20 protein-coding genes and 1 riboswitch are annotated in these 21,781 nt (G+C 67.0%); of the genes, 8 read left to right on the plus strand and 12 right to left on the minus strand.

Features of this window, described 5'->3' with window-relative positions; genetic code table 11:
- Nucleotides 1–65 precede the first annotated feature (65 nt).
- Entirely contained in the window at nucleotides 66–671 is a 606-nt protein-coding gene (locus D2T30_RS03975; protein ID WP_128207731.1) for a nitroreductase family protein, read from the plus strand.
- Complete coding sequence (locus tag D2T30_RS03980; RefSeq protein ID WP_164884196.1) at nucleotides 671–1,369, plus strand: EI24 domain-containing protein; 699 nt, start codon at nucleotides 671–673, stop codon at nucleotides 1,367–1,369. The genes D2T30_RS03975 and D2T30_RS03980 overlap by 1 nt, the downstream gene beginning before the upstream one ends.
- Here the strand turns inward: D2T30_RS03980 and trxC are convergent, their stop codons facing one another.
- The 5 genes from trxC to gltX form a co-directional block, all read right to left on the minus strand.
- Complete coding sequence (trxC, locus tag D2T30_RS03985; protein ID WP_128207733.1) at nucleotides 1,370–1,813, minus strand: thioredoxin TrxC; 444 nt, start codon at nucleotides 1,811–1,813, stop codon at nucleotides 1,370–1,372.
- A gap of 211 nt (nucleotides 1,814–2,024) precedes the next feature.
- Complete coding sequence (gcvP, locus tag D2T30_RS03990; protein WP_128207734.1) at nucleotides 2,025–4,853, minus strand: aminomethyl-transferring glycine dehydrogenase; 2,829 nt, start codon at nucleotides 4,851–4,853, stop codon at nucleotides 2,025–2,027.
- Between the two features lie 60 nt (nucleotides 4,854–4,913).
- On the minus strand, nucleotides 4,914–5,276 hold the full coding sequence (gene gcvH / locus D2T30_RS03995) for a glycine cleavage system protein GcvH (protein WP_128183922.1): 363 nt from the start codon (nucleotides 5,274–5,276) through the stop codon (nucleotides 4,914–4,916).
- Between the two features lie 11 nt (nucleotides 5,277–5,287).
- The gene (gcvT, locus tag D2T30_RS04000; RefSeq protein WP_128207735.1) at nucleotides 5,288–6,382 is read right to left on the minus strand and encodes a glycine cleavage system aminomethyltransferase GcvT; all 1,095 of its coding nucleotides are present in this window, start codon (nucleotides 6,380–6,382) and stop codon (nucleotides 5,288–5,290) included.
- 136 nt (nucleotides 6,383–6,518) lie between these two features.
- Nucleotides 6,519–6,608: riboswitch (glycine riboswitch) on the minus strand.
- 170 nt (nucleotides 6,609–6,778) lie between these two features.
- A complete protein-coding gene (gltX, locus tag D2T30_RS04005) occupies nucleotides 6,779–8,107 on the minus strand; it encodes a glutamate--tRNA ligase (RefSeq protein WP_128207736.1) in 1,329 nt (442 codons plus the stop codon).
- A gap of 129 nt (nucleotides 8,108–8,236) precedes the next feature.
- On the opposite strand from gltX, the gene D2T30_RS04010 reads away from it, so the two are divergent.
- Nucleotides 8,237–8,599 (plus strand): metallopeptidase family protein, encoded by a 363-nt coding sequence (locus tag D2T30_RS04010; protein WP_380728746.1) that lies wholly within the window; start codon nucleotides 8,237–8,239, stop codon nucleotides 8,597–8,599.
- Nucleotides 8,600–8,673: 74 nt separating this feature from the next.
- On the plus strand, nucleotides 8,674–9,597 hold the full coding sequence (locus D2T30_RS04015) for an MBL fold metallo-hydrolase (RefSeq protein ID WP_128207738.1): 924 nt from the start codon (nucleotides 8,674–8,676) through the stop codon (nucleotides 9,595–9,597).
- Between the two features lie 382 nt (nucleotides 9,598–9,979).
- Here D2T30_RS04015 and proB read toward each other — a convergent pair whose 3' ends face one another.
- The 6 genes from proB to parC all read right to left on the minus strand — a co-directional run bounded on the left by proB (nucleotide 9,980) and on the right by parC (nucleotide 16,566).
- On the minus strand, nucleotides 9,980–11,110 hold the full coding sequence (gene proB, locus D2T30_RS04020; protein WP_128207739.1) for a glutamate 5-kinase: 1,131 nt from the start codon (nucleotides 11,108–11,110) through the stop codon (nucleotides 9,980–9,982).
- Nucleotides 11,098–12,123, minus strand: coding sequence for a GTPase ObgE (gene obgE, locus D2T30_RS04025; RefSeq protein WP_128183910.1), 1,026 nt, complete (start codon nucleotides 12,121–12,123; stop codon nucleotides 11,098–11,100). The genes proB and obgE overlap by 13 nt, the downstream gene beginning before the upstream one ends.
- A gap of 168 nt (nucleotides 12,124–12,291) precedes the next feature.
- Nucleotides 12,292–12,846 carry a GNAT family N-acetyltransferase gene (locus D2T30_RS04030; RefSeq protein WP_128183908.1) on the minus strand — a complete coding sequence of 185 codons (555 nt, stop codon included), beginning with the start codon at nucleotides 12,844–12,846 and terminating at the stop codon, nucleotides 12,292–12,294.
- Nucleotides 12,847–13,033: 187 nt separating this feature from the next.
- Nucleotides 13,034–13,303, minus strand: a complete 270-nt coding sequence (gene rpmA / locus D2T30_RS04035) for a 50S ribosomal protein L27 (RefSeq protein WP_128207740.1) — start codon at nucleotides 13,301–13,303, stop codon at nucleotides 13,034–13,036.
- A gap of 15 nt (nucleotides 13,304–13,318) precedes the next feature.
- On the minus strand, nucleotides 13,319–13,705 hold the full coding sequence (rplU, locus tag D2T30_RS04040) for a 50S ribosomal protein L21 (protein ID WP_128183904.1): 387 nt from the start codon (nucleotides 13,703–13,705) through the stop codon (nucleotides 13,319–13,321).
- A 605-nt stretch (nucleotides 13,706–14,310) separates the two neighbouring features.
- A complete protein-coding gene (gene parC / locus D2T30_RS04045) occupies nucleotides 14,311–16,566 on the minus strand; it encodes a DNA topoisomerase IV subunit A (RefSeq protein WP_128207741.1) in 2,256 nt (751 codons plus the stop codon).
- Nucleotides 16,567–16,752: 186 nt separating this feature from the next.
- Here parC and D2T30_RS04050 point away from each other — a divergent pair, with 186 nt between their 5' ends.
- The 4 genes from D2T30_RS04050 to D2T30_RS04065 all read left to right on the plus strand — a co-directional run bounded on the left by D2T30_RS04050 (nucleotide 16,753) and on the right by D2T30_RS04065 (nucleotide 21,053).
- Nucleotides 16,753–18,153, plus strand: coding sequence for a YncE family protein (locus tag D2T30_RS04050; protein ID WP_128207742.1), 1,401 nt, complete (start codon nucleotides 16,753–16,755; stop codon nucleotides 18,151–18,153).
- A 132-nt stretch (nucleotides 18,154–18,285) separates the two neighbouring features.
- Nucleotides 18,286–18,825, plus strand: coding sequence for a TRAP transporter small permease (locus D2T30_RS04055; protein WP_164884197.1), 540 nt, complete (start codon nucleotides 18,286–18,288; stop codon nucleotides 18,823–18,825).
- Complete coding sequence (locus D2T30_RS04060; protein WP_128207744.1) at nucleotides 18,822–20,069, plus strand: TRAP transporter large permease; 1,248 nt, start codon at nucleotides 18,822–18,824, stop codon at nucleotides 20,067–20,069. Before D2T30_RS04055 ends, D2T30_RS04060 begins: the two co-directional genes overlap by 4 nt.
- Nucleotides 20,070–20,078: 9 nt before the next feature.
- Nucleotides 20,079–21,053, plus strand: coding sequence for a TRAP transporter substrate-binding protein (locus D2T30_RS04065; protein WP_128183895.1), 975 nt, complete (start codon nucleotides 20,079–20,081; stop codon nucleotides 21,051–21,053).
- A gap of 155 nt (nucleotides 21,054–21,208) precedes the next feature.
- Here D2T30_RS04065 and D2T30_RS04070 read toward each other — a convergent pair whose 3' ends face one another.
- Entirely contained in the window at nucleotides 21,209–21,757 is a 549-nt protein-coding gene (locus tag D2T30_RS04070; RefSeq protein ID WP_128207745.1) for a cytochrome b, read from the minus strand.
- Nucleotides 21,758–21,781 lie beyond the last annotated feature (24 nt).

Below are 21,781 nucleotides of genomic sequence, written 5' to 3' on the forward strand. Positions count from 1 at the left end.
ACCCCGCCATTGCATTCGGACGCACGGAGGCCAATATCTGCACCGCAGCAGAGACGGAGAGCAGAATGAACATCCCCCCCGGCACCGTGAACCCGCCGATCCGCAACGAAGAGGCTCTGCGTTTCCTTCTGACCCGGCGCTCCCGTCCGCCCAAGACCCTGACGGCGCCCGCGCCCGACCGCGCCGCGCTGACCGAGCTCCTGACCGCCGCCGCCCGCGTGCCGGATCACGGCAAGCTGGAGCCTTGGCGTTTCGTCGTGCTGGAACGGCCGGCGCTGGAACGGCTGTCGCAGGCCGCGGGCGATTATGCCCGGGCGCAGGGCCTGCCCGAGACCGTCGCGGCCAAGGGCGTCTCGCAGCTTGGCGACAGCCCGCTCTGCGTGGTGGTGATCGCCGTGCCCCGCCCGACCGAGAAGGTGCCCCAGATCGAACAGACGCTGTCCGTTGGCGCCGCCTGCCTCAGCCTTCTGAATGCCGCGCTGGCGGCGGGCTGGGGCGCGGGCTGGCTGACCGGCTGGATCGCGCATGACGAAGGTTTCGCGAAAACGGCCTTCGGGCTGAACGACGGCGAATGGGTCGCCGGGCTCGTCCATATCGGCACCGAACGGATGCTGCCGCCCGAACGCCCGCGCCCGGACCTCGACCAGATCGTCACCTGGGTGGAGGCGTGATGTTCCCCGCCATCCTGCGCGGCTGGCAGGACCTGATCCGCCCCGAGGCGCTGAAGATCCTGCTGCTTGGCATCGCGCTGGCGCTTGGCCTGCTGATCGCGCTTGGCGTGGCGACGATCTGGCTGCTTGGCCTGCTTTTGCCGGATACGGTCAACCTGCCCTTCTGGGGCCCGGTGACATGGGTCGATGCGGCGGCGGGCTGGGTGGCGGTGGCGGTGTTCCTGTTCGCCTCGATCTTCCTGATGGCGCCGGTCGCCTCGATCTTCACCGGCTTCTTTCTCGATGACGTGGCCGGGATGGTCGAGCGTGAACACTACCCCGACCTGCCCCCGGTCAAGCCGCTCGGCCTGCTGGAAACGCTTGGCGATACGCTGAAATTCTTCGGCGTGGTGATCGCGGCCAATCTGGTGGCGCTGATGATCTATCCCTTCGTCATCCCCTTCGCGCCGTTCCTGTTCCTCGCGCTGAACGGCTACCTGCTGGGGCGGGAATATTTCCAGATGGCCGCCATCCGCCGGATGAGCCGGGCCGAGGCCCGCGCGCTCTACGAACGCAACAAGATGACGGTCTGGGCCACCGGGGCGATCATGGCGGTGCCGCTGTCGGTGCCGGTGCTCAACCTCGTGGTGCCGGTGGTGGGAGCCGCGGCCTTCACCCACCTGTTCCACGATCTCGCCCGGCGGCAACTGGCGGCGTGATCAGGCCGCCAGCCCCAGCTTGCCCTGCACGAAGGCCACCAGATCCCGCGCCGGCCGCGCCCCCGCGGCGCGCGCGACCTCCCGCCCGCGTCCGAACAGGATGAAGGCCGGAATGCCCTGAATCCCGTGGCGCTGCGAGACGGCCGGATCTTCCTCGGTATTCAGTTTCGCGAACCGCACCCGGGGCGTCAGCATCCCCGCCGCCGCCTCGAACTGCGGCGCCATCTGCCGGCACGGCCCGCACCACGGCGCCCAGAAATCGACCAGCAAAGGCAGGTCGTCCTTCGCCGCCTTCGCCAGCACCGCCCCGTCGATCGCCACCGGCTTCGCCGAAATCAGCGGCGCCCCGCAGACCCCGCATTTCGGCCCCGCCGCAAGTCGCTCCGCAGGAACCCGGTTCGCCTGCCCGCAGGACAGACACGTCACACGCATCGTTTCGGCCATCATAGCCTCCCGAAATATTCAATCCGTAGACAATATCGGCAGCCACTCCCGATGGAACAAGGATCACCCGTCAAACAATGCGCCGCAACCGGCAGGACAACCTTCTGCCTTCATTCTTCCATAGATATCCCGGGGGTGAATTGGCCGCAGGCCAAGAGGGGGCTGGCCCCCTCTCGCCCTGACCACTCGCACCCCCGGAATACGCTCCGCCTTATTCCGCCGCGTAGGCCTCGACCGGCGGGCAGGTGCAGATCAGGTTGCGGTCGCCATAGACGTTGTCCACGCGCCCGACCGGCGGCCAGTATTTGTCCACCCGGAACGAGCCCGGCGGGAAGCAGCCCTGCTCACGCGGATAGGCGCGGGTCCAGTCGGCGACCAGATCCTCGACGGTATGCGGCGCGAAATGCAGCGGGCTTTCCTCGGCGGCGATGCGCCCCTCGGCCACGTCGCGGATTTCTTGCCGGATCGAATGCAGCGCCGCGATGAAACGGTCGAGTTCCGCCTTCGTTTCCGATTCCGTCGGCTCGACCATCAGCGTGCCCGCGACCGGAAAGCTCATCGTCGGCGCGTGGAAGCCGCTGTCGACCAGCCGCTTGGCGATGTCGTCGACGGAAACCCCCACCTCGGCGAAGTCGCGGGTGTCGAGGATGCATTCATGCGCCACACGGCCCCGGTTGCCCATGAACAGGATCGGATACTCCGCCCGCAGCGACGAGGCAATATAGTTGGCGTTCAGGATCGCCACCCGCGTCGCCTGCGTCAGCCCCGCGCCACCCATCATCAGGCAATAGGCCCACGAAATCAGCAGGATCGAGGCCGAGCCGAACGGCGCCGCCGACACCGGCCCCTCGCCGGTTTCCGGATCGCCCGGCAGGAAGGGCGCCAGATGCGCCTTGACCCCGATCGGCCCCATGCCCGGACCACCGCCGCCATGCGGAATGGCAAAGGTCTTGTGCAGGTTCAGGTGGCTGACGTCGCCGCCCACCTCGCCCGGCCGCACAAGGCCGACCATCGCGTTCATGTTGGCGCCGTCGATATAGACCTGCCCGCCATATTGGTGGGTGATCTCGCAAACCGCCTTGACCGTTTCCTCGAACACGCCGTGGGTCGAGGGATAGGTGATCATGCAGGCGGCCAGCCGGTCGCCCGCGGCCTCGGCCTTCTCGGCGAAATCCTCAAGGTCGATGTCGCCGTTCGGCGCGGATTTCACCACGACGACCTGCATCCCCGCCATATGCGCCGAAGCCGGATTGGTGCCATGCGCCGAAATCGGGATCAGGCAGATGTTCCGCTCGCCCTCGCCCCGCGCGCGGTGCCAGGCGCGGATCGTCATCAGCCCGGCATATTCGCCCTGCGCACCGGAATTCGGCTGCATGGAAAAGGCGTCATAGCCGGTGATCTCGCACAGCTTGTCGGTCAGATCCTCGACCACCTCGGCATAGCCCTCGGCCTGATTGCGGGGCGCAAAGGGGTGCAGCGCGTTGAACGCGGGCCAGGTGATCGGCATCATCTCGGCCGCGGCGTTCAGCTTCATCGTGCACGATCCGAGCGGGATCATCGCCCGGTCGAGCGCAAGGTCCCGATCCGACAGCCGCCGCATGTAGCGCATCATCTCGGATTCCGCGCGGTTCATGTGAAACACCGGATGGGTCAGATAATCGCTGGTGCGCAGCATGGTTTCGGGGAAGCCAAGCTCGGTCGTCTCAGGCGCGGGCTCGGTGATGCCGAAGGCATCCAGAACGCGGGCGATCACATCGTCATTCGTCAGTTCGTCGACGGAAATGCCCACCCGGTCGCGCCCGACCTTGCGCAGGTTCAGGCCCCGGTGCCGCGCGGCGGCCATGATGCCCTGCTGCCCCACGCCGACCTTCACCGTGATCGTGTCGAAGAAGGCGGCGGGCGAGACATCGGCCCCCGCGTTCAGCAGCGCATCGCGCAGACGGACGGCGTTGAAATGCACCCGCTCGGCGATGGCGCGCAGCCCCACAGGCCCGTGGAACACCGCGTAGAACGAGGCCATGACCGCCAGCAAAGCCTGCGCCGTGCAGACGTTGGAGGTGGCCTTTTCGCGGCGGATATGCTGTTCGCGCGTCTGCAGCGACAGCCGGTAGGCCTTGTTGCCGCGCGCATCGACCGAAACACCGACGATCCGCCCGGGCATCGAACGTTTCAGTTCATCCCGCGTTGCCATGAAGGCCGCATGCGGGCCGCCATAGCCCATCGGCACGCCGAACCGCTGCGAGGAACCGACGGCGATATCCGCCCCCATCGCGCCCGGCTCTTTCAGCAGGCACAGCGCCAGCAGATCGGTGGCGACAACGGCGATGGCCTTGGCCGCGTGCAGCTTTTCGATCAGCGCGGTGAAGTCGCGCACATGGCCATAGGTGCCGGGATACTGGAAGATCGCGCCAAAGACCTGCTCGGGCACCAGCGTATCCGGCGCGCCGACGATCACCTCGATGCCCAGCGGCAACGCGCGGGTGCGGATCACCCCGATCGTCTGCGGATGCAGGTTTTCATCGACGAAGAAGGCCTTGGCCTTCGACTTCGCCGACCGTTCGGCCATCGTCATCGCCTCGGCCGCCGCCGTCGCCTCATCCAGCAGAGAGGCGTTGGCAACCGGCAGCCCCGTCAGATCCGCCACCATGGTCTGGAAGTTCAGCAAAGCCTCAAGCCGGCCCTGCGCGATTTCCGGCTGATAGGGCGTGTAGGCGGTATACCAGGCCGGGTTTTCCAGAATGTTGCGCTGGATCGCCGGCGGCGTGACGGTGCCGTAATAGCCCTGCCCGATCAGCGAGGTCATCACCCGGTTCTTCGCGGCCACCCCGCGCAGCTTCGCCAGCAGTTCGTGTTCCGCCAGCGGCGCCCAGCTCAGCGGGCCGCTCTGGCGGATGCTTTTCGGGACGGTTTCATCGATCAGCGCCTCAAGCGTCGGCGCACCGACGACCTTGAGCATCTCGGCCATTTCTGCGGGCGAAGGGCCGATGTGGCGGCGGTTGGCGAAATCATAGGGATCGTAAGTGGAAGGCGTATAAGCCATCAGAAAACCTCAGTAGGGTCGGTCCGGAAACGGCGACGGCGGGTTTCCCCGCCGTTCCGATCAGCCGATGAAGTCCTTGTATTCGTCCTCGGACATGTAGTCGTCGATCTGGCTCATCTCCGTCGGCCGGATCTTGAAGAACCACGCGCCCACCGCATCCTCGTTCACCAGCGCCGGGTTGTCGGCCAGCGATTCATTCACCTCGACGATTTCACCATCCAGCGGCGAAAGGATGTCGGACGCGGCCTTGACCGATTCGATCACGCAGATCTCGTCCCCCTTGGCCACCTGCGTCTCGATTTCCGGCAGTTCGACAAAGACCACATCGCCCAGCTGTTCCGAGGCATGTTCGGTGATGCCGACCACCACGAGGTCGCCCTCGACCCGCAGCCATTCGTGCTCTTCGGTGTATTTGACGGTCATGGGAAGGCTCCTCAGCGCTTGTAGGAATGGGGATGGAAAGGCATGGGCACGATCCGCGCGGGCAGACGCTTGCCGCGGACCTCGCCGTAGACGGTGGCGCCCTGCGGCAGGTCGGCGGGCAGATAGGCCATCGCCATCGGCGCCTCGATCGACGGGCCGAACCCGCCCGAGGTCACACGCCCGATCGGCGCGCCGCCTTCGGGCCCGGCAAAGATCTCAACGCCCTCGCGCATCGGCGCGCGGCCTTCGGGGCGCAGGCCCATGCGCTTGCGGTCGGCGCCGCGCTCGATCTGGCCGAGGATCACGTCGGCCCCGGCGAAACCGCCCTCGATCCGTCGCCGCTTCTGGATCGCCCAGAGCAGGTCGGCCTCGACCGGGGTGGTGGTGATGTCGATGTCATGGCCGTAAAGGCACAGCCCCGCCTCCAGCCGCAGGCTGTCGCGCGCGCCAAGGCCAATCGGCGCCACCTCGGGCTCCGCCAGCAGCGCGCGGGCGAAATCGGTGACGACCGTTTCGGGAACGGAAATCTCATAGCCGTCCTCGCCGGTATAACCGGACCGCGAGACCCAGAGCGTTGCCCCTTGCCAGCCGAATTCCGCCACGTCCATGAAGCGCATCGCCGCGACGCCGGGCAACAGCCGTTCCAGCACGGCGGCGGCCTGCGGCCCCTGCAAGGCCAGAAGCCCGCGATCGGTGACGACCTTCAGCCCCGGGATATGCGCGGACATATGGGCGATATCGGCCTCGGCGCAGGCGGCATTGACGACAAGGAACAGGTGGTCGCCCTTGTTGGCGATCATCAGGTCGTCCAGAATCCCGCCCGCCGCATTGGTGAACATGCCGTAGCGCTGCCGGTTCAGGCCCAGCCCCGCCACATCCACCGGCACCAGCGTTTCCAGCGCCGCGACGGCCTCCATCGGCAGGATCACCTGCCCCATGTGGCTGACGTCGAACAGCCCCGCCGCCGCGCGGGTGTGCAGATGCTCCTTCAGCACGCCCATGGGATATTGCACGGGCATGTCCCAGCCCGCAAAGGGCACCATCTTCGCGCCCAGCTCGATATGCAGATCGTAAAGCCCCGTCCGCTTCAGGCTTTCTCCGGCCATGCCGCCCTCATGTCTTGCCGGAATACCGGCACCGATATTCTGGGCCTTGCGACCCGCTCGATGCCCCCTCTGTCCCTGCCCTTGCGGGCGCCTGAGATCGTTATCCCTTCGGCGGGCAAATGCCCTCTCCAGAGTTCTGGCCGGAACGGTCCTTTTGCCTGAGAGTTTACCGGGGCGGTTGCTCCTTCGGCACTGGCGCGGGGCCAGCTTCTCCCGATTCCGTCGCGCATCGGATAGCCGAGCATCCCCCGCACTGGCAACAGGAAAAACCGAAAACGACGGTTTGATCCCGATAGGCGACCGAACGCACCGGAAACGCCCAAAAAACGGGCGATCCCCTTCATTCTTCCATAAATATCCTCGGGGGTGCGGGGGCAGACGGCCCCCGCCGCGACCTCAGCCGCGGGCGCGGACCTTGTGCAGAAGCGGCAGCAGATCGGCCATCTCCGGCCCGTGCGCCTGTCCGGTCAGCGCCTTGCGCAGCGGCATGAACAGCCCGCGGCCCTTGCGGCCCGTCGCCGCCTTCACCTTCGCTGTCCATTCGGGCCAGGTTTCCGCGGTGAACGGCGGCTCGGGCAGCAGCGCCAGCGCCTGCGCGACGAAGTCCGCATCCTCCGGATCGATCACCGGCTCGGCGCCATTCAGCACGAGGTCCGCCCAATGGTCCAGATCCGACAGCCTGTCGATGTTGTGCGAGGCGACCTTCCAGAAGGCCTCCGCCTGCGCATCGGGAATGCCCAGTTCCGCGATCCGGTCCTTCACCGCCGCAAAGGGCAGGTGCTGGTTGCGCGCGCGGGTCAGGGGCACCAGATCCTCGGCATCGAATTTCGTCGGCGCGGCGCCGAACTGGCTCAGATCGAACCCCTCGGCGATCTCGTCAAGGCTCATCTTCAGCTCGACCGGCTGGCTCGATCCCAGCCGCGCCATCATCGACAGCAGCGCCTCCGGCGCGATGCCCGAGGCCCGCAGATCGCGGATCGACAGCGCGCCGAGCCGCTTCGACAGTTCCTCGCCATGCGGGCCGGACAGCAGCGAATGGTGGGCGAAACGCGGCGGCGTGCCGCCGATCGCCCCGATGATCTGGATCTGCGTCGCGGTGTTCGTCACATGGTCGGCGCCGCGCACGATGTCGGTCACGCCCATGTCCACGTCATCGACCGAGGAGGCGAAGGTATACAGCACCTGCCCCGAGGCCTTGATCAGCACCGGATCGGAAACCGAAGCCGCGTCGATCGAGATCGGCCCGAGGATGCCATCCGTCCATTCGATCCGTTCGTGATCCAGCAGGAACCGCCAGTAGCCCTCGCGCCCCCCGGCCCGCAGCGCGGCCTTTTCGTCCTCCGTCAGGTGCAGGCTCGACCGGTCGTAGACCGGCGGCTTGCCCATGTTGAGCTGCTTCTTGCGCTTCAGGTCCAGCTCGGTCGGGCTTTCGAAACATTCATAAAGCCGCCCCGCATCGCGCAATTGCTGCGCGGCCTCCTCATACCGGCCAAGGCGCAGCGACTGCCGTTCCTCGCGGTCCCATGTCAGGCCCAGCCATTCCAGATCCGCCTTCAGCGCATCCACATATTCCTGTTTCGAGCGTTCCTGATCCGTATCGTCGATGCGCAGGATGAAGGTGCCGCCCGCCTTGCGCGCGATCAGATAGTTCATCAGCGCGGTGCGCAGGTTGCCGACATGGATATAGCCCGTGGGCGAAGGGGCGAAACGGGTAACGGTGGTCATCGAAGCTCTCCTGTTGGGTCCGCTCTTTCACAACGGGGTGGTTTTGTCCATATCGGGGACAGGCGCGACAGGCGACGGGAGGCAGGAATGGACGCATGGAAAGGCCGCGAGGCCCCCTCGATCGAGGATATGGAGGCGATGGCCGCGGCCGCGCGCGACACCCTGCCCGAGGCGTTCCGCGCCCCGGCGATGCAGGTCGTGCTGCGGATCGAGGATTTCGCCCCGGACAACCTGCTGGAAGAGATGGAGATCGACGATCCCTTTTCGCTGACCGGCCTCTATGACGGGGTGCCGCTGACGCAGAAATCGGTGATGGATCCGACCGGGCCGGACGTGATCTGGCTGTTCCGCCGCGCGATCCTCGATGAATGGGTGGCGCGCGGGGATGTGGCGCTGGACGCGCTGGTCGCGCATGTCTTCGTCCATGAACTCGCGCATCATTTCGGCTGGTCGGATGCGGATATCGCCGCCATCGACCGTTGGTGGGAATGATTTTCACGCTTGCGTGAATTGTCAGCGGGACGTGAGACTATACCATCGACGCATCGCTCAAAGGAGGCCCGACAATGAAAACCACATGGTGCAACCGCCGCACGGCGCTGATCACCGCTGCCGGCACCCTTGCCGCCCCCGCCCTGCTGCCGGTGCGCGCGGCGGCCAGCGAAACCGACGCCGAGATCCCCGCCTTTGCCCCCTACCGGCGGCTGAAGCTCGGCGCCTTCACCGTGACGCCGCTGCTTGCGGGCGCGCGGGCGCTTGACGATCCGCATGGCACCTTCGGCGTGAACGTCAGCGAAGAGGAATTCGCCGCCGTCTCCGCCGCGGCCTTTCTGCCGACCGAAAGGTCGATGAACTTCTTCACCCCGGTGCTGGTCGAGACCGGATCCGAGACGGTGCTGTTCGACACCGGCCTTGGCCCCGAGGGTATCCGCTCTGCGTTGAAGGCCGCCGGCAAGACGCCGGAGGATGTCACCCTCGTCATCATCACCCATATGCACGGCGACCATATCGGCGGGCTGATGGCGGGCGGCCAGCCGACCTTCCCGAATGCGCGCTATGTCACCGGCCAGGTCGAATACGACCACTGGGCCGCGGCCGGCAACGAGGGGTTCGACACCAAGGTCCGGCCACTGACCTTCGATTTCGTCGAGGATGGCGCCTCGCCCGTTCCCGGCATCACCGCGGTCTTCGCCCCCGGACATACGCCCGGCCACATGGCCTACCGCCTCGAAAGCGAGGGCAAGGCGCTGATGCTGACCGCCGATACCGCGAACCATTACGTCTGGTCGGTCGGCCAGCCGGATTGGGAAGTGCGCTTCGACATGGACAAGCCCACCGCTGCCGAGACGCGCAAGCGCATCCTCGGCCAGATCGCCGAAGAGAAGATTCCCTTCATCGGCTATCACATGCCCTTCCCGGCGGTCGGGTATCTTGTCGCCGAGGGGCCGGGGTTCCGCTTCGTCCCGGCGAGCTATCAGCTCGATCTTTGACCGGGCGCCGAAAAAGGATTTTGAGCATCGTCGCGGAAATCGTTCCGTATCTGGCGAAGATCGGCCTGAAATCGCAGCATTTCTGGCCGGTTCAAGACAGATTTCCCGGTTTTTGGCTAGACCTACCCTGTCATACGGACTTTTTCGGCAGCCTGTTAGACCTGATCGCGGGTGGAGAGGGGGAGAGGGGGCCAGCCCCCTCGCGCGTTCCGCGCTCACCCCCGGGATATTTATGGAAACACGAAAGGCAGAAGGCTTCGGGGGTCGAGGCGGGTGTCGGGTGTTCGGCGCCGGCGGCTTTCGCAGTAGGCGATGGCGCGGCGCACCACACCTTTTGCGGTTCCGAAATGTGCCTGTGTGGACGCACGAGGATGCGGGCGCCTCAGCCGATCACCATGTCGTCGCGGTGGATCAGCGCCGCGCGGCCCGGATAGCCCAGGATCTCCTCGATCTCGCGTGAGCGGTGGCCGCCGATCTTGCGGGCCTCCTCGGCGGTGTAGCGCATCAGCCCCTTGCCCAGCACCGCGCCGCCGGGGCCGAGGATGTTCACCGGCTCGCCCCGGCCGAAGCGGCCGGTGACGCGGGTGACGCCTGCGGGCAGCAGCGACTTGCCGTGGGCGAGCGCCTCGACCGCGCCCGCATCCACCGTCACCTCGCCGCGCGGCTTCATCGCCGCGATCCAGCGTTTGCGCGCGGCCTGCGGGTCGCCTTCCGGCAGGAACCAGGTGCAGTTCGCGCCATCCGCCAGCGCCGACAGCGGCCGGGGCACCAGCCCTTCGGTGATCGCCATGGCGCAGCCACCCGCGACCGCCGTTTTCGCCGCCATCAGCTTGGTCTTCATCCCGCCCTTCGACAGGCCCGAGATCGGATCGCCTGCCATCGCCTCGATCTCCGGCGTGATATGCGCCACGATGTCGAAGCGGCGCGCCTCGGGGTCTTCCTTCGGATTGGCGGAATAGAAGCCGTCCACATCCGACAGCAGGATCAGCTGATCCGCCCCCACCGTCACCGCGATCTGCGCGGCCAGCCGGTCATTGTCGCCAAAGCGGATTTCATCCGTCGCCACCGTATCGTTTTCATTGACGATCGGCACCACGCCCAGCCCGAGCAGCGTTTCCATCGTCGCGCGGGAATTGAGGTAGCGCCGCCGGTCGTCGGTATCCTCAAGCGTCACCAGAACCTGCGCCGTGGTCACGCCGAACGGGTCGAGCACCTCTTCGTATACGCGCGCGAGCCGGATCTGCCCGACCGCCGCCGCGGCCTGCGACTGTTCCAGCGGCAGCGCCCCCGCGGGCAGGTCCAGCACCCGCCGGCCAAGCGCGATCGAGCCCGAGGACACCAGCACCACATCGGTGCCGCGCGCCCGCAGCGCCGCCACATCCTCGGCCAGCGCGCGGACCCAGTCGACGCGCAGCCCCTCCGGCCCGACCAGCAGGGCCGAGCCGATCTTCACCACCACCCGCCGCGCCGCGCGCAGATCGGGCCTCACCGCATCAAGGCTCAGGGTTGCCACGGTTCTACGTCTTCCTCTTTGCGGCGATCGTCCGAGATCTGCGCCCAGAGCGCGCGCAGCACCTCGGGCACGCCCTGCCGCGACACGCCCGACATCAGGAAAACCGGCCCGCCCACCGCCTTTTCCAGCGAGCGTTTGCGGCTCGACAGGGTTTTCGGGTCCAGCGCGTCGATCTTGTTCAGTGCGGTGATGCGCGGTTTCGCGGCGAGCGCCTCGGAATAGGCCTCAAGCTCGCCGATGATGGTGCGGTAATCCTTGGTGATCGTGCTCGACGTGCCATCGACCAGATGCAGCAGCACCGAGCAGCGTTCCACGTGACCAAGGAACTGGTCGCCCAGCCCCCGCCCCTCGGACGCGCCCTCGATCAGGCCGGGAATGTCGGCCATGACGAATTCCTTGCCGTCGATACCGACGACGCCAAGGTTCGGCACCAGCGTGGTGAACGGGTAATCGGCGATCTTCGGCCGGGCGTTCGACACCGCCGACAGGAAGGTCGATTTCCCCGCGTTCGGCAGGCCCAGAAGCCCCGCATCCGCGATCAGCTTCAGCCGCAGCCAGATCGTGCGCTCGACCCCCTCCTGACCGGGATTGGCGCGTGAGGGCGCCCGGTTGGTCGAGGATTTGAACCGCAGGTTGCCCCAGCCGCCGTTGCCGCCCTTGGCCAGAAGGACGCGCTGCCCGGCCTCGGTCAGATCGGCGATGACGGTTTCCTCGTCCTCGTCGAGGATCTCGGTCCCCACCGGCACCTTCAGCACCACATCGTCGCCATCGGCGCCGGTCATCTGGCTGCCCATGCCGTGTTGGCCGTTCTTGGCGAAGAAATGCTGCTGATAGCGGAAATCGATGAGCGTGTTCAGCCCTTCGACCGCCTCGACCCAGACCGAGCCGCCCTTGCCGCCGTCGCCGCCATCCGGCCCGCCGAATTCGATGAATTTCTCGCGCCGGAACGACACGCAGCCGCCGCCTCCGGCACCGGAGCGGATGTAGACTTTGGCGAGGTCGAGGAATTTCATCGTCGGAGTCCCTATTGCAAGGCGCCGACATACGCCGCGCAGCGCCGCAGATCAAGCGCGGCATGCCGCCGGGTGGGGCGCGGGGTGGGATCCGGGAGGGCGCGCCCTCCCGGCGGGTGGGGTTCGGGGAGGGCTGGCCCTCCCCGATGCCCCCCTCTCCGATGCCCTTCAGCCCATCTTGCGCAGATAGGTCCAGGTCGGCACATGCGCGTTGCGCGCCAGCGACCAGCTTTCGGCATCGCCCAGATAGGCGAAGCCCGCATTGGTCAGGACACGGGCCGATCCCGGATTGTCCTGAAACACCTCGGCGAACAGGGTGCGCGAATGATGCGGATTGGCCGCGACCAGCGCCTGCACCGCTTCGGAGGCGAAGCCCGCATTCCAGAACCCCGGTCCGACCCAGAAGCCGACCTCGGACTGGTCCTCCTCGATCCGGGTCAGCGAAACGATCCCCAGCACCTCCGCCAGCCCCTGCGCCGATCCGTCCATCGCCCAGACATCCTCCGTCCGCTTCGGCGACATGGCGCGGGTGATGAAGCTTTCGGTCGCGCCGGGCGGCAGCGGATGCGGAATCGCCCGCGTCCCCTCGGCGACGCGGCGGTCGGCGGTATACATGGCGATCAGCCCGGCATCCGACTTGCGCAGCGGGCGCAGGATGAAACGTCCGGCCTCGATCACCGGCTGGTCGGCGCCTTGCGGCGGCGTGATGGTTTCCTGATACATGGGCGCTCCTCCTCGAAACGCTGGTCCGTCGATGGCCTATCCGGGAAATAGGTCAGGCGCGTGACATTACACCCCTGTCCCTTTGTTTTCGCTTAAATTTCATCTTCCCCGACGCCCACCGGACATGGAAAGGGGGACCGGCCTTCCAGCCGATCCCCCCAAATCTGTTTCCGGGTTCCGGGTCGGCTTACTCGGCCGCCTCCGCGACCGGGAGGACCGAAATGAAGGTGCGGCCTTTGAGGCCTTTGTGGAACTGCACCTTGCCTTCGGTCACGGCGAAAATCGTATGATCCTTGCCCATCATGACGCCTTGGCCCGGCCACCAGGTGGTGCCGCGCTGACGCACGATGATGTTGCCCGAGATCACGGATTCGCCACCGTAGAGCTTGACGCCAAGACGGCGGCCAGCGGAGTCGCGGCCGTTGCGGGACGAACCGCCTGCTTTCTTGTGAGCCATGGTATCGCTCTCCTCTTACTTCGCTTCGTGCGCGGCAACGCGCGCGGCAGCGGTTCCGACGGCTTCCTTCACGCCCGAGGCAGCGGCGCCCGAGGCCAGAACCTCGGTCACGCGCACCAGCGTCAGTTTCTGACGATGGCCACGGGTGCGCTGCGACGAATGTTTGCGGCGGCGCTTGTGATAGGTGATGACCTTGTCGGCCTTGATGTTGTCGATGACCTCGGCGACCACCGCGGCACCCTCGACCAGCGGGGCGCCGACGGTCAGGCTGTCGCCGCCGACCATCAGAATTTCGTTGAACTGGACTTTTTCACCAGCCACGGCAGCGATCAGTTCCACGCGGAGCACGTCGCCCGCCTGAACCTTGTATTGCTTGCCGCCCGTCTTGAGGACCGCGAACATGGGTCATTCCTTCGTATCAGCCGCGCCCTGTGGCCCTCGCGGTTTCCCGTCTGGTTCGTGGGTTTCCCCGCCTCGGACAGCGCGCCCCGTGCGGGGCGTTGTTAATGAGAATCCCCCCGCGAAAGGCAGTCCTCCGCCGGGTCTGCGGCTTATCCGGGATCGGGCGCGGCAAGTCAAGGCCTTTGTCCGGCCCTTCTGCCCCGTGCCCGCCCGTCCCGGCCCATCACTTGTGCGCGAGCCTGCGGCGGGGAAATGTCGGGGAAATGTCAGCGCCGCTCCGGACCGGAAACGGGGCACGGGCGGAGGGGGTGCAAGGGGGCCAGCCCCCTCGCCCGTTCCGGGCTCACCCCCGGGATATTTAGGGAAGAATGAAGGCCATCAAGATTTCGGTTACCACAGTAGGTCATGCTGGATACACGGAACAGGCAGGGACGCCGATGACCGTGAAGGATGAAGGTCCGGTTCGGCGTCGCCTAGCTTCCCGGGCCGGGCCTCTTTGTCTTCATTCTTCCCTAAATATCCCGGGGGTGAATTTGCCGTCAGGCAAAGAGGGGGCTGGCCCCCTTCTTTCCTGTCCACGCGCGATTCCGGCCCCGATCCGCGCCTCAGTTGAAGCGGTTGTCGCGCGGGAAACCGCGCGGGGCCATGCGGCCCGCCGTTCCGCGTTTGCCCAGCCATTCGGCCAGATCGGGCTCCGTCCGGGTGCGGCCCGCCGGATCCTTCCAGCTCAGCCCATCGGCCAGCGCGAAGGTCACCGCATCGGCCAGCCCACCGTCCTTGAACTTCTGCAGCCGCACGCCCTTGCCGCGCGCCATCTCCGGCAGTTCGTCCAGCGCGAAGACCAGCATCTTGCGATTCTCGCCGACGCAGGCGACGTGATCGCCGGCGACCGGGCGGCAGACCGCCGTGCGCGCGCCGTCGCGCAGGTTCAGCACCTGCTTGCCCGCCTTCGTCTGGGCGATCAGTTCCTCGCCCGGGACGACGAATCCGTCGCCATCGGACGAGACAACCAGATATTTCACCCCCGGCTTCGGCAGCAGGACATGCGTCACCTCGACCTCGTTCGGGATGTCGACCATCAGCCGCACAGGTTCCCCCATGCCGCGCCCGCCGGGCAGGTTCGCGCCCAGAAGCGTCCAAGCCCGCCCGTTCGAGCCCATCAGCACGATCCGGTCCGTCGTTTCGGCGTGGATCGCGAAGGCCGGGCCGTCGCCATCCTTGAACTTCACCTCGGCGTCGAGCGGCTGATGCCCCTTCATCGCCCGCGCCCAGCCCATCTTCGACAGGATCACAGTGATCGGCTCGCGGTCGATCATCGCCTCGATCGGCACTTCGACGACCTCGCCCGCCTCGGCGAAATCGGTGCGGCGGCGGCCAAGCGCCGTGCCCTTGCCAAAGCTCTTGCGCAGCGCCGTCAGTTCTGAGGAAATCTGCTTCCACTGCGCCTTGTCGGAGGCCAGCAGCGCCTCCAGCCCCTCGCGTTCCTTGATCAGCCCGTCGCGTTCGGCGCGGAGTTCCATTTCCTCCAGCCGGCGCAGGCTGCGCAGCCGCATGTTGAGGATCGCCTCGGCCTGCGCCTCGGTCAGGTGGGCGACACCTCCCTCGGCCCGCCACGGTTCGGCCATCAGCGCCTGTTTCGGCTCGTCCGCGAAGCGGATGATCTCGATCACCCGGTCGAGGTTGAGATAGGCGACGATATAGCCTTCGAGGATCTCCAGCCGGTTCGCGATCTTTTCCAGCCGGTGCCGCGAGCGGCGGCACAGTACGTCGCGCCGGTGGTCGAGGAAGGCCCGCAGCACCTCTTTCAGCGAGCAGACCTTCGGCACCTTGCCGTCGATCAGCACGTTCATGTTCAGGCTGAAGCGGACTTCCAGTTCCGAATTGCGATAAAGCATCCCCATGAGCTGCGCCGGGTCCACGGTCTTGGCCCGCGGTTCCAGCACGATCCGCACGTCATCGGCGCTTTCGTCCCGCACATCGGCAAGCGCGGGCACCTTCTTCGTCTCGATCAGTTCGGCGAGGCGCTCGATCAGCTTCGCCTTCTGCACCTGATAGGGGATCTCGGTCACGATGATCTGCCACTGGCCGCGGCCCAGATCCTCGGTCGACCAGCGCGCGCGCAGCCGGAAGGCGCCGCGCCCGGTGCGATAGGCCTCAAGGATCGACGCCTTCGGTTCCACCAGCACGCCGCCCGTCGGGAAATCCGGGCCGGGGATCAGATCGACAAGCGCATTCTCGGCAATGCCCGGATCGCGGATCATTGCCAGACATCCCTCGACCAGCTCATCGAGGTTGTGCGGCGGGATGTTCGTCGCCATCCCCACGGCGATACCGCTTGCGCCATTCGCCAGAAGATTCGGAAAGGCGGCGGGCAGGACGATCGGCTCTTCGAGCGTGCCGTCATAGTTCGGGCGGAAATCGACAGCGTTCTCGGCCAGACCTTCCAGCAGGACCTCGGCCGGGGGGGCCATGCGGGCCTCGGTGTATCGGCTTGCAGCCGGGTTGTCGCCGTCGATGTTGCCGAAGTTCCCCTGCCCGTCCACCAGCGGGTAGCGCATGGCGAAATCCTGCGCCAGACGCGCCATCGCGTCATAGATCGCCGCGTCGCCATGCGGGTGATAGTTTCCCATCACGTCGCCCGAGATCTTGGCAGATTTGCGGAACCCCCCGGTGGAGGACAGCTTCAGTTCCCGCATCGCGAAAAGGATGCGGCGATGCACCGGCTTCAGCCCGTCGCGCGCATCGGGCAAGGCCCGGTGCATGATCGTCGAGAGCGCATAGGTCAGATAGCGCTCACCGATCGCGCGGCTCAGCGGTTCGGTGTGGGTCGCGGGGTGCTTTTTGTCATCGGGTTCGCTCATGGACCGGGATGTAAAACGCCGCGCGGCTCCGGTCCAGCCGGAAACGGCATTGCGCGCGCCGGGCGGCGGGCCGCGCTTCAATGTTGACAAGAATACTCGTCAATAGGATACCCGTCACAGATCTGCCCGCGACGCGGCCCACCGGGCGGCGCAAGCCATACAACGAACAGTTCATAGGAAAATCCCATGGCATTCACCCTCACCACCCGCCTGCCCGTGCCCGTTGCGCTGTCTCTGGGCGTCCTGCTCGGCTCCACCTCGATCGTTCTGGCGCAATCCGCATTCGACACCCCGGCGCCGTTCACCGGCACGGTGCGCTTCTCGGGCGAACAGGGCGCGCCGATCTATGGCGGCGCCGAGGTTTCGGCCGCCGGTACGGGATTCGCCCCGAATCAGCCAGTCACCGTCCTGCGCGGCGACGAACGCCTGTCCCCCGAAGGGCTGAAGGCCGACGGCGAGGGCAAGTTCAGCTTCGACTTCCTGCTGCCGGCCGATGCGGTCGTCGGCATCCACCCGGTCGTCGTGCAGACCGATGCGCCCGACAGCGCCGATGTGGTCGACTTCAAGGTCTCGCTCGAAATCCCGGCTTCGGGGGCGGAGAAGTTCGACATCACCTCGAAAAAGGTCGGCCCCGGCCTTTATCAGGTAGCCTACAGCGAAAAGAACAAGGCGCTGTTCGTAGCCGCCGCCGTCGGCCGCCCACCGGTGAAGGAATCGGCGCTCTACAAGCTCGATCCGGAAACCCTCGACATCGTGGCGCAGGTCGCCCCCGAAGCCGCGCCGAAGACCGGCGACCGCGATCCGGGCGTCTTCGCCGTCTATGGCGTGGGGCTCGACGACGAAAAGGATACGGTCTGGGTGACCAACACCCGGCAGAACACCGTCGCGGTCTATGCGCAGGGCGACCTGTCGCTGATCAAGCAGTTCGACCTGAACACCGTGCCGCATCCGCGCGACGTGGTTGTCGATGCGGCGAACGACAAGGCCTATGTCAGTTCGGCGATGAACAACCTGATCGCGGTCTTCGACACCAACACGCTGGAACCGCTTGCGCCGATCGAGCTGACCTCGGCGCAGCGCGGCGGCCGGTTCTCGACCATGAGCCTGACGCTCGACCCCAAGGGCGGCAAGCTCTATACCGTGTCGATGACCTCGCCCGAAGCGGCGAAGATCGATCTGGCGACGGGCGAGGTGCAGATCCTGAAGGTGCCCGGCTCGGTCAGCGGGGCGGGCGTCGCGGTCGATCCGGCGACGGGGCGGCTGTTCGTCGCCTCGCAGGGCAGCGATGACCTGATCGCCATCGATACCGCGTCGGAAGAGGTGCTGTTCGACACCGCCGTGGGGGCCGGGGCGCTGAACGTCGCCTTCGACGCCAAGGACGGCACGGCCTATGTGGCGAACCGCGGCGCCGACACGATCACCGTGGTCGATGCCACCTCGGGCGAGATCATCGCCAACCTCGACGCCGGCTCCTATCCGAACCAGTTGATCGCCACGGAGGATGGCACGGTCTACGCCGTCAACAAGGCGCGCGGGCAGGACGATACCGAAGGCGACATGATCTGGCGGATCGTTCCGAAGAAGTGATCCCCGTCGGGATCCGTTGCGATGCCGCCCCCGGGCGGCATCTTCCTTTGCGCTCCCCGATGCAGAAACAGGCTTGCCCGGCCGCCGATCACCGCTAGAACGGCGGTCTGTTCCATGGGCCGGAGGACCCTGATGCCGACACTCCAAGCCCTCAGCACGCGGCTCGCGCGGGCCGAGGCCGCCCTTGCCGGCGCGATGATCGCCGCCGTTCTGGCCATCACCGGCATCGGCGCCATCACCCGCTATTTCGGCGCGCCGCTGCTGTGGGCGGACGAGGCGGCCATCGCCGCGATGATCTGGTCCGCCTTTCTGGGCGCATCGGCGCTGTTCGCCAGCCGCGGTCACATGGCGATCGAACTGCTGTCCGAAAGGCTCGGCCCGGGCGGATTGCGGGGGCTGTCGCTGGCCGCCGATCTGGTGGTGCTGGCGGCGGCGCTTGGTCTGTGCGCCTTGCTGTGGCGCTGGTTCGACCTGCCCGGCCTGATCCGCACCGGCTCGGCCGAGGCGCTGGCCGGGGAAAGCTTCAACTACATCTATCTGGAACCGACGCAGACGCTTGGCATCCGCAAGGTCTGGATCTGGCTGGTGCTGCCGGTCTTCGCGCTCGGCTCGGCCATTCACGCCGCCGCGCTGGTCGCGGGCGACCTGCGGGCGCTGCGGAGGCAGGCATGATCCCCAGCTTCTCCCTCGCCGGGCTGTTCCTGCTGGGCGTGCCGATCTCGGTCGCGCTGGCGCTGACGGCGGTGGCCTATATCGTCGCCTCGGGCGATGCGGTGCTGCTCGACAGTCTGCCGCAACAGCTTGTCTCGGCGCTCGACAGCTACGGGCTTCTGGCGCTGCCGCTGTTCATCCTGCTGGGCGAGGCGATGGCGGCGGGCGGGGCCGGGCGGCGGCTGGTGGCTCTGGCGTCGAGCATGGTCGGCCCGGTGCGCGGCGGCCTTGCCTATGTCAGCCTGATCGCCAATGTGATGCTGGCGGCGATCCTCGGCTCAACCGTCGCGCAGCTGACGGTGATGACCCGGATGGTCGTGCCCGAGATGGAAAAGGCGGGCTACCCCCGGCAGGATGCGGTGGCGATCACCGCGGCGGGCGCGATGCTGGCGCCGGTCTTTCCGCCCTCGATGATGTTCATCCTTTACGGCGTGATCGCGCAGGTGCCGATCGGCGATCTGTTCGTCGCCGGTCTGGTGCCCGGCGTGCTGATGGCGCTGAGCTTCTTTGCGGTGATCGCGCTCAAGGCCCGCCGCGTGCCCTACCCCCGGACGGCCCCGCTGGCGGCCGAGGCACGGCGGCAGGCGCTGATCGCGGCGCTGCCCTCGGCCGCGATCCCGGTCTTCATCGTGCTTGCCATCGCCACCGGCCTCGCCACCCCGACCGAGGCGGGGGGCCTTGCCGCGATCCTCGCGCTGGTGCTCGGTCTCTTCGTGCATCGGGAAATGCGCTGGCGCGACCTCGGGCCGATGTTCACCCGCGCCGCGATGAGTTCGGCCGTGGTGCTGTTCCTCGTCGCCGCGGCGCAGCTGGTGGGCTGGGTGCTGGCCTATGCCAACCTGCCCGCGCAGATCGGCGCGATGCTGGCGCAGGCGGCGGGATCGCCCGTCACGTTCATGTTGCTGCTCAACGTCATCCTGATCGTGATCGGCACCTTTCTGGAACCGATCCCGGCGCTCCTGCTGGTAGTGCCGGTCACCGCGCCGCTTGCCGCGCAATACGGGATCGACCCGGTGCATCTTGGCCTTGTCATCAGCATCAACCTGTCGCTCGGCCTGCTGACGCCGCCGGTGGGCGCCGCGCTGTTCGCCGCGGCGAGCCTGTCGGGCCTCAGCCCGGGGCGCGTGGCGCAGGGGCTGATGCCCTATCTGGCCGCCGCCTTCGCCGTGCTGATCTTCATTTCAATCTGGCCATTTCTCTTGTAGGAGACGAGCATGTTTCGCAGAACCTTCCTGACGACCGCCGCCGCCGGAGTTGGCCTCGGCTTCACCGCCCTGCGCGCGCAGACCGCCACGCTGCGGATCGGCCTGATCACGCCCCCCGCCCATCAGTGGTCCAAAAGCGCCGAGGCGCTGTCCGCCCGCCTTGCCGCGAAAAGCAACGGCGAGCTGACGCTGAACGTGCTGGCGGCCGGGCAGCTTGGCAGCGAGTCGCAGATGCTGCAGCAGTTGCAGACCGGCGCGCTGGATTTCGCCTTTCTGACCATCGGCGAATTCGCCAACCGCGACGCGGATTTCGGCGCGCTGCTGGCGCCCTATCTGGTGCGCGGTATCCCCGAGGCGCGCCGCCTGCTGGCCCAGCCCACGGCGACCGAGCTGCTGGGCAAGACCCGCCGCATGGGGATGGAGGGGCTGGGCTTCGGTCTGGCCGGGATGCGGCAGATCCTGCTGCGCCGTCCCGCGGTCACCGGCGCGGATCTGGCCGGGCGCAAGATCCGCTCGCTTCCGCTGCCGCAGGAGCTTGATTTCTGGACGAAATGCGGCGCGACGCCGACGCCCCTGCCGCTGCCCGCGCTGTATGACGCGATGTCGAACGGGCAGATCGACGGGATGCAGATCGACTATGAAGGCGCGTGGAACAGCCGGTATTTCGATCTGGGGCAGGAAATGCTTGCCTCCGACCACATGCTGTTCCCGATGGTCGCGGTCGCCTCGGCGCGGCGGTGGCAGTCCTTCGCGCCCGAGATGCGGATGCTGATCGCGGCCGAGATCACGGCGGAGATCGAGAATATCCTCGGCGCCTATGAAACGCTCGACCCCGCCTATCGCGGCCAGATCGAGGCGACGGGCTTTGCCGTCCATCCCGTCGGGCCGGAGTTCTTCGGCGATGCGGTCAATGCCTGGTATGACGAATGGCGGGTCAAGACGCCGCTGCTGACCAGCCTTGAGGCCGAGGCCGGTCGCCGCTGATACGGGGGCAAGGGGGGGCCAGCCCCCTCTTTGCCTGCGGCCCCGGCGCGGCCACGGGCCGCGCGTTCGCTAGGTCACGGCCTTCCACCGAAAGGCCGCTTTTTCCCGGCTCACCCCCCGGGATATTTGAGGAAGGATGATGGGAGAAAGGCGCGTTAACCGCGCCGTCCCGCCATGCGTGCGAAGGTGCCGTCGCGCCACAGCCCGGTATGCACCGCCACCATCACGATATGGCCGAGGATCAGCGCCCCCAGCACCCAGGCCAACTCGCCGTGGAACATGTGGCCCGCCTCAACCGCCCAGGAAACCGGGGTTTCGCGGGCCGGAAAGATCTCGATCCCGTAGGGGGCGAAGGCGCGCTCCTGCCCCCAGGCGCGCAGCAGCGCGAAGCCCGGCACCACCGCCATCAGCAGATAGAGTGCGAAATGCCCGGCCCAGGCCGCGAACCCCAGCAGGCCGGCGCCATGCGGCGGGCGGTTGCGCAGGTTCATCAGCGCCCAGATGCCCCGCAGCATGATCAGCACCGCCAGCGTGAAGCCGACCGTCGTGTGGCTGCCGACGAAGAAGCTGACCAGCGGTGTGCGCCCCAGCATCAGCCGCAGCCCCATGCCGACGAACTGCCACAGAAGCAGCGCCGCCATCCCCCAATGCAGGGCACGGCTGATCGCACCGTAACGCTGCGGCGTGTCGCGCCACTGGATCATTGTCACCTCCGAGATTGTTCTGCC

It is taken from the genome of Paenirhodobacter populi (genome assembly GCF_004022215.1).
In the GTDB taxonomy this organism is placed as follows: Bacteria; Pseudomonadota; Alphaproteobacteria; order Rhodobacterales; family Rhodobacteraceae; genus Rhodobacter; species Rhodobacter populi.

Excerpts from the sequence above, each read along its gene's own strand:
- D2T30_RS03975 (WP_128207731.1), top strand. The coding sequence starts at position 66 with ATGAACATCCCCCCCGGCACCGTGAACCCGCCGATCCGCAACGAAGAG.
- D2T30_RS03980 (WP_164884196.1), top strand. The coding sequence starts at position 671 with ATGTTCCCCGCCATCCTGCGCGGCTGGCAGGACCTGATCCGCCCCGAG.
- trxC (WP_128207733.1), bottom strand. The coding sequence starts at position 1,813 with ATGGCCGAAACGATGCGTGTGACGTGTCTGTCCTGCGGGCAGGCGAAC.
- gcvP (WP_128207734.1), bottom strand. The coding sequence starts at position 4,853 with ATGGCTTATACGCCTTCCACTTACGATCCCTATGATTTCGCCAACCGC.
- gcvH (WP_128183922.1), bottom strand. The coding sequence starts at position 5,276 with ATGACCGTCAAATACACCGAAGAGCACGAATGGCTGCGGGTCGAGGGC.
- gcvT (WP_128207735.1), bottom strand. The coding sequence starts at position 6,382 with ATGGCCGGAGAAAGCCTGAAGCGGACGGGGCTTTACGATCTGCATATC.
- gltX (WP_128207736.1), bottom strand. The coding sequence starts at position 8,107 with ATGACCACCGTTACCCGTTTCGCCCCTTCGCCCACGGGCTATATCCAT.
- D2T30_RS04010 (WP_380728746.1), top strand. The coding sequence starts at position 8,237 with ATGGAGGCGATGGCCGCGGCCGCGCGCGACACCCTGCCCGAGGCGTTC.
- D2T30_RS04015 (WP_128207738.1), top strand. The coding sequence starts at position 8,674 with ATGAAAACCACATGGTGCAACCGCCGCACGGCGCTGATCACCGCTGCC.
- obgE (WP_128183910.1), bottom strand. The coding sequence starts at position 12,123 with ATGAAATTCCTCGACCTCGCCAAAGTCTACATCCGCTCCGGTGCCGGA.
- D2T30_RS04030 (WP_128183908.1), bottom strand. The coding sequence starts at position 12,846 with ATGTATCAGGAAACCATCACGCCGCCGCAAGGCGCCGACCAGCCGGTG.
- rpmA (WP_128207740.1), bottom strand. The coding sequence starts at position 13,303 with ATGGCTCACAAGAAAGCAGGCGGTTCGTCCCGCAACGGCCGCGACTCC.
- rplU (WP_128183904.1), bottom strand. The coding sequence starts at position 13,705 with ATGTTCGCGGTCCTCAAGACGGGCGGCAAGCAATACAAGGTTCAGGCG.
- parC (WP_128207741.1), bottom strand. The coding sequence starts at position 16,566 with ATGAGCGAACCCGATGACAAAAAGCACCCCGCGACCCACACCGAACCG.
- D2T30_RS04050 (WP_128207742.1), top strand. The coding sequence starts at position 16,753 with ATGGCATTCACCCTCACCACCCGCCTGCCCGTGCCCGTTGCGCTGTCT.
- D2T30_RS04055 (WP_164884197.1), top strand. The coding sequence starts at position 18,286 with ATGCCGACACTCCAAGCCCTCAGCACGCGGCTCGCGCGGGCCGAGGCC.
- D2T30_RS04060 (WP_128207744.1), top strand. The coding sequence starts at position 18,822 with ATGATCCCCAGCTTCTCCCTCGCCGGGCTGTTCCTGCTGGGCGTGCCG.
- D2T30_RS04065 (WP_128183895.1), top strand. The coding sequence starts at position 20,079 with ATGTTTCGCAGAACCTTCCTGACGACCGCCGCCGCCGGAGTTGGCCTC.
- D2T30_RS04070 (WP_128207745.1), bottom strand. The coding sequence starts at position 21,757 with ATGATCCAGTGGCGCGACACGCCGCAGCGTTACGGTGCGATCAGCCGT.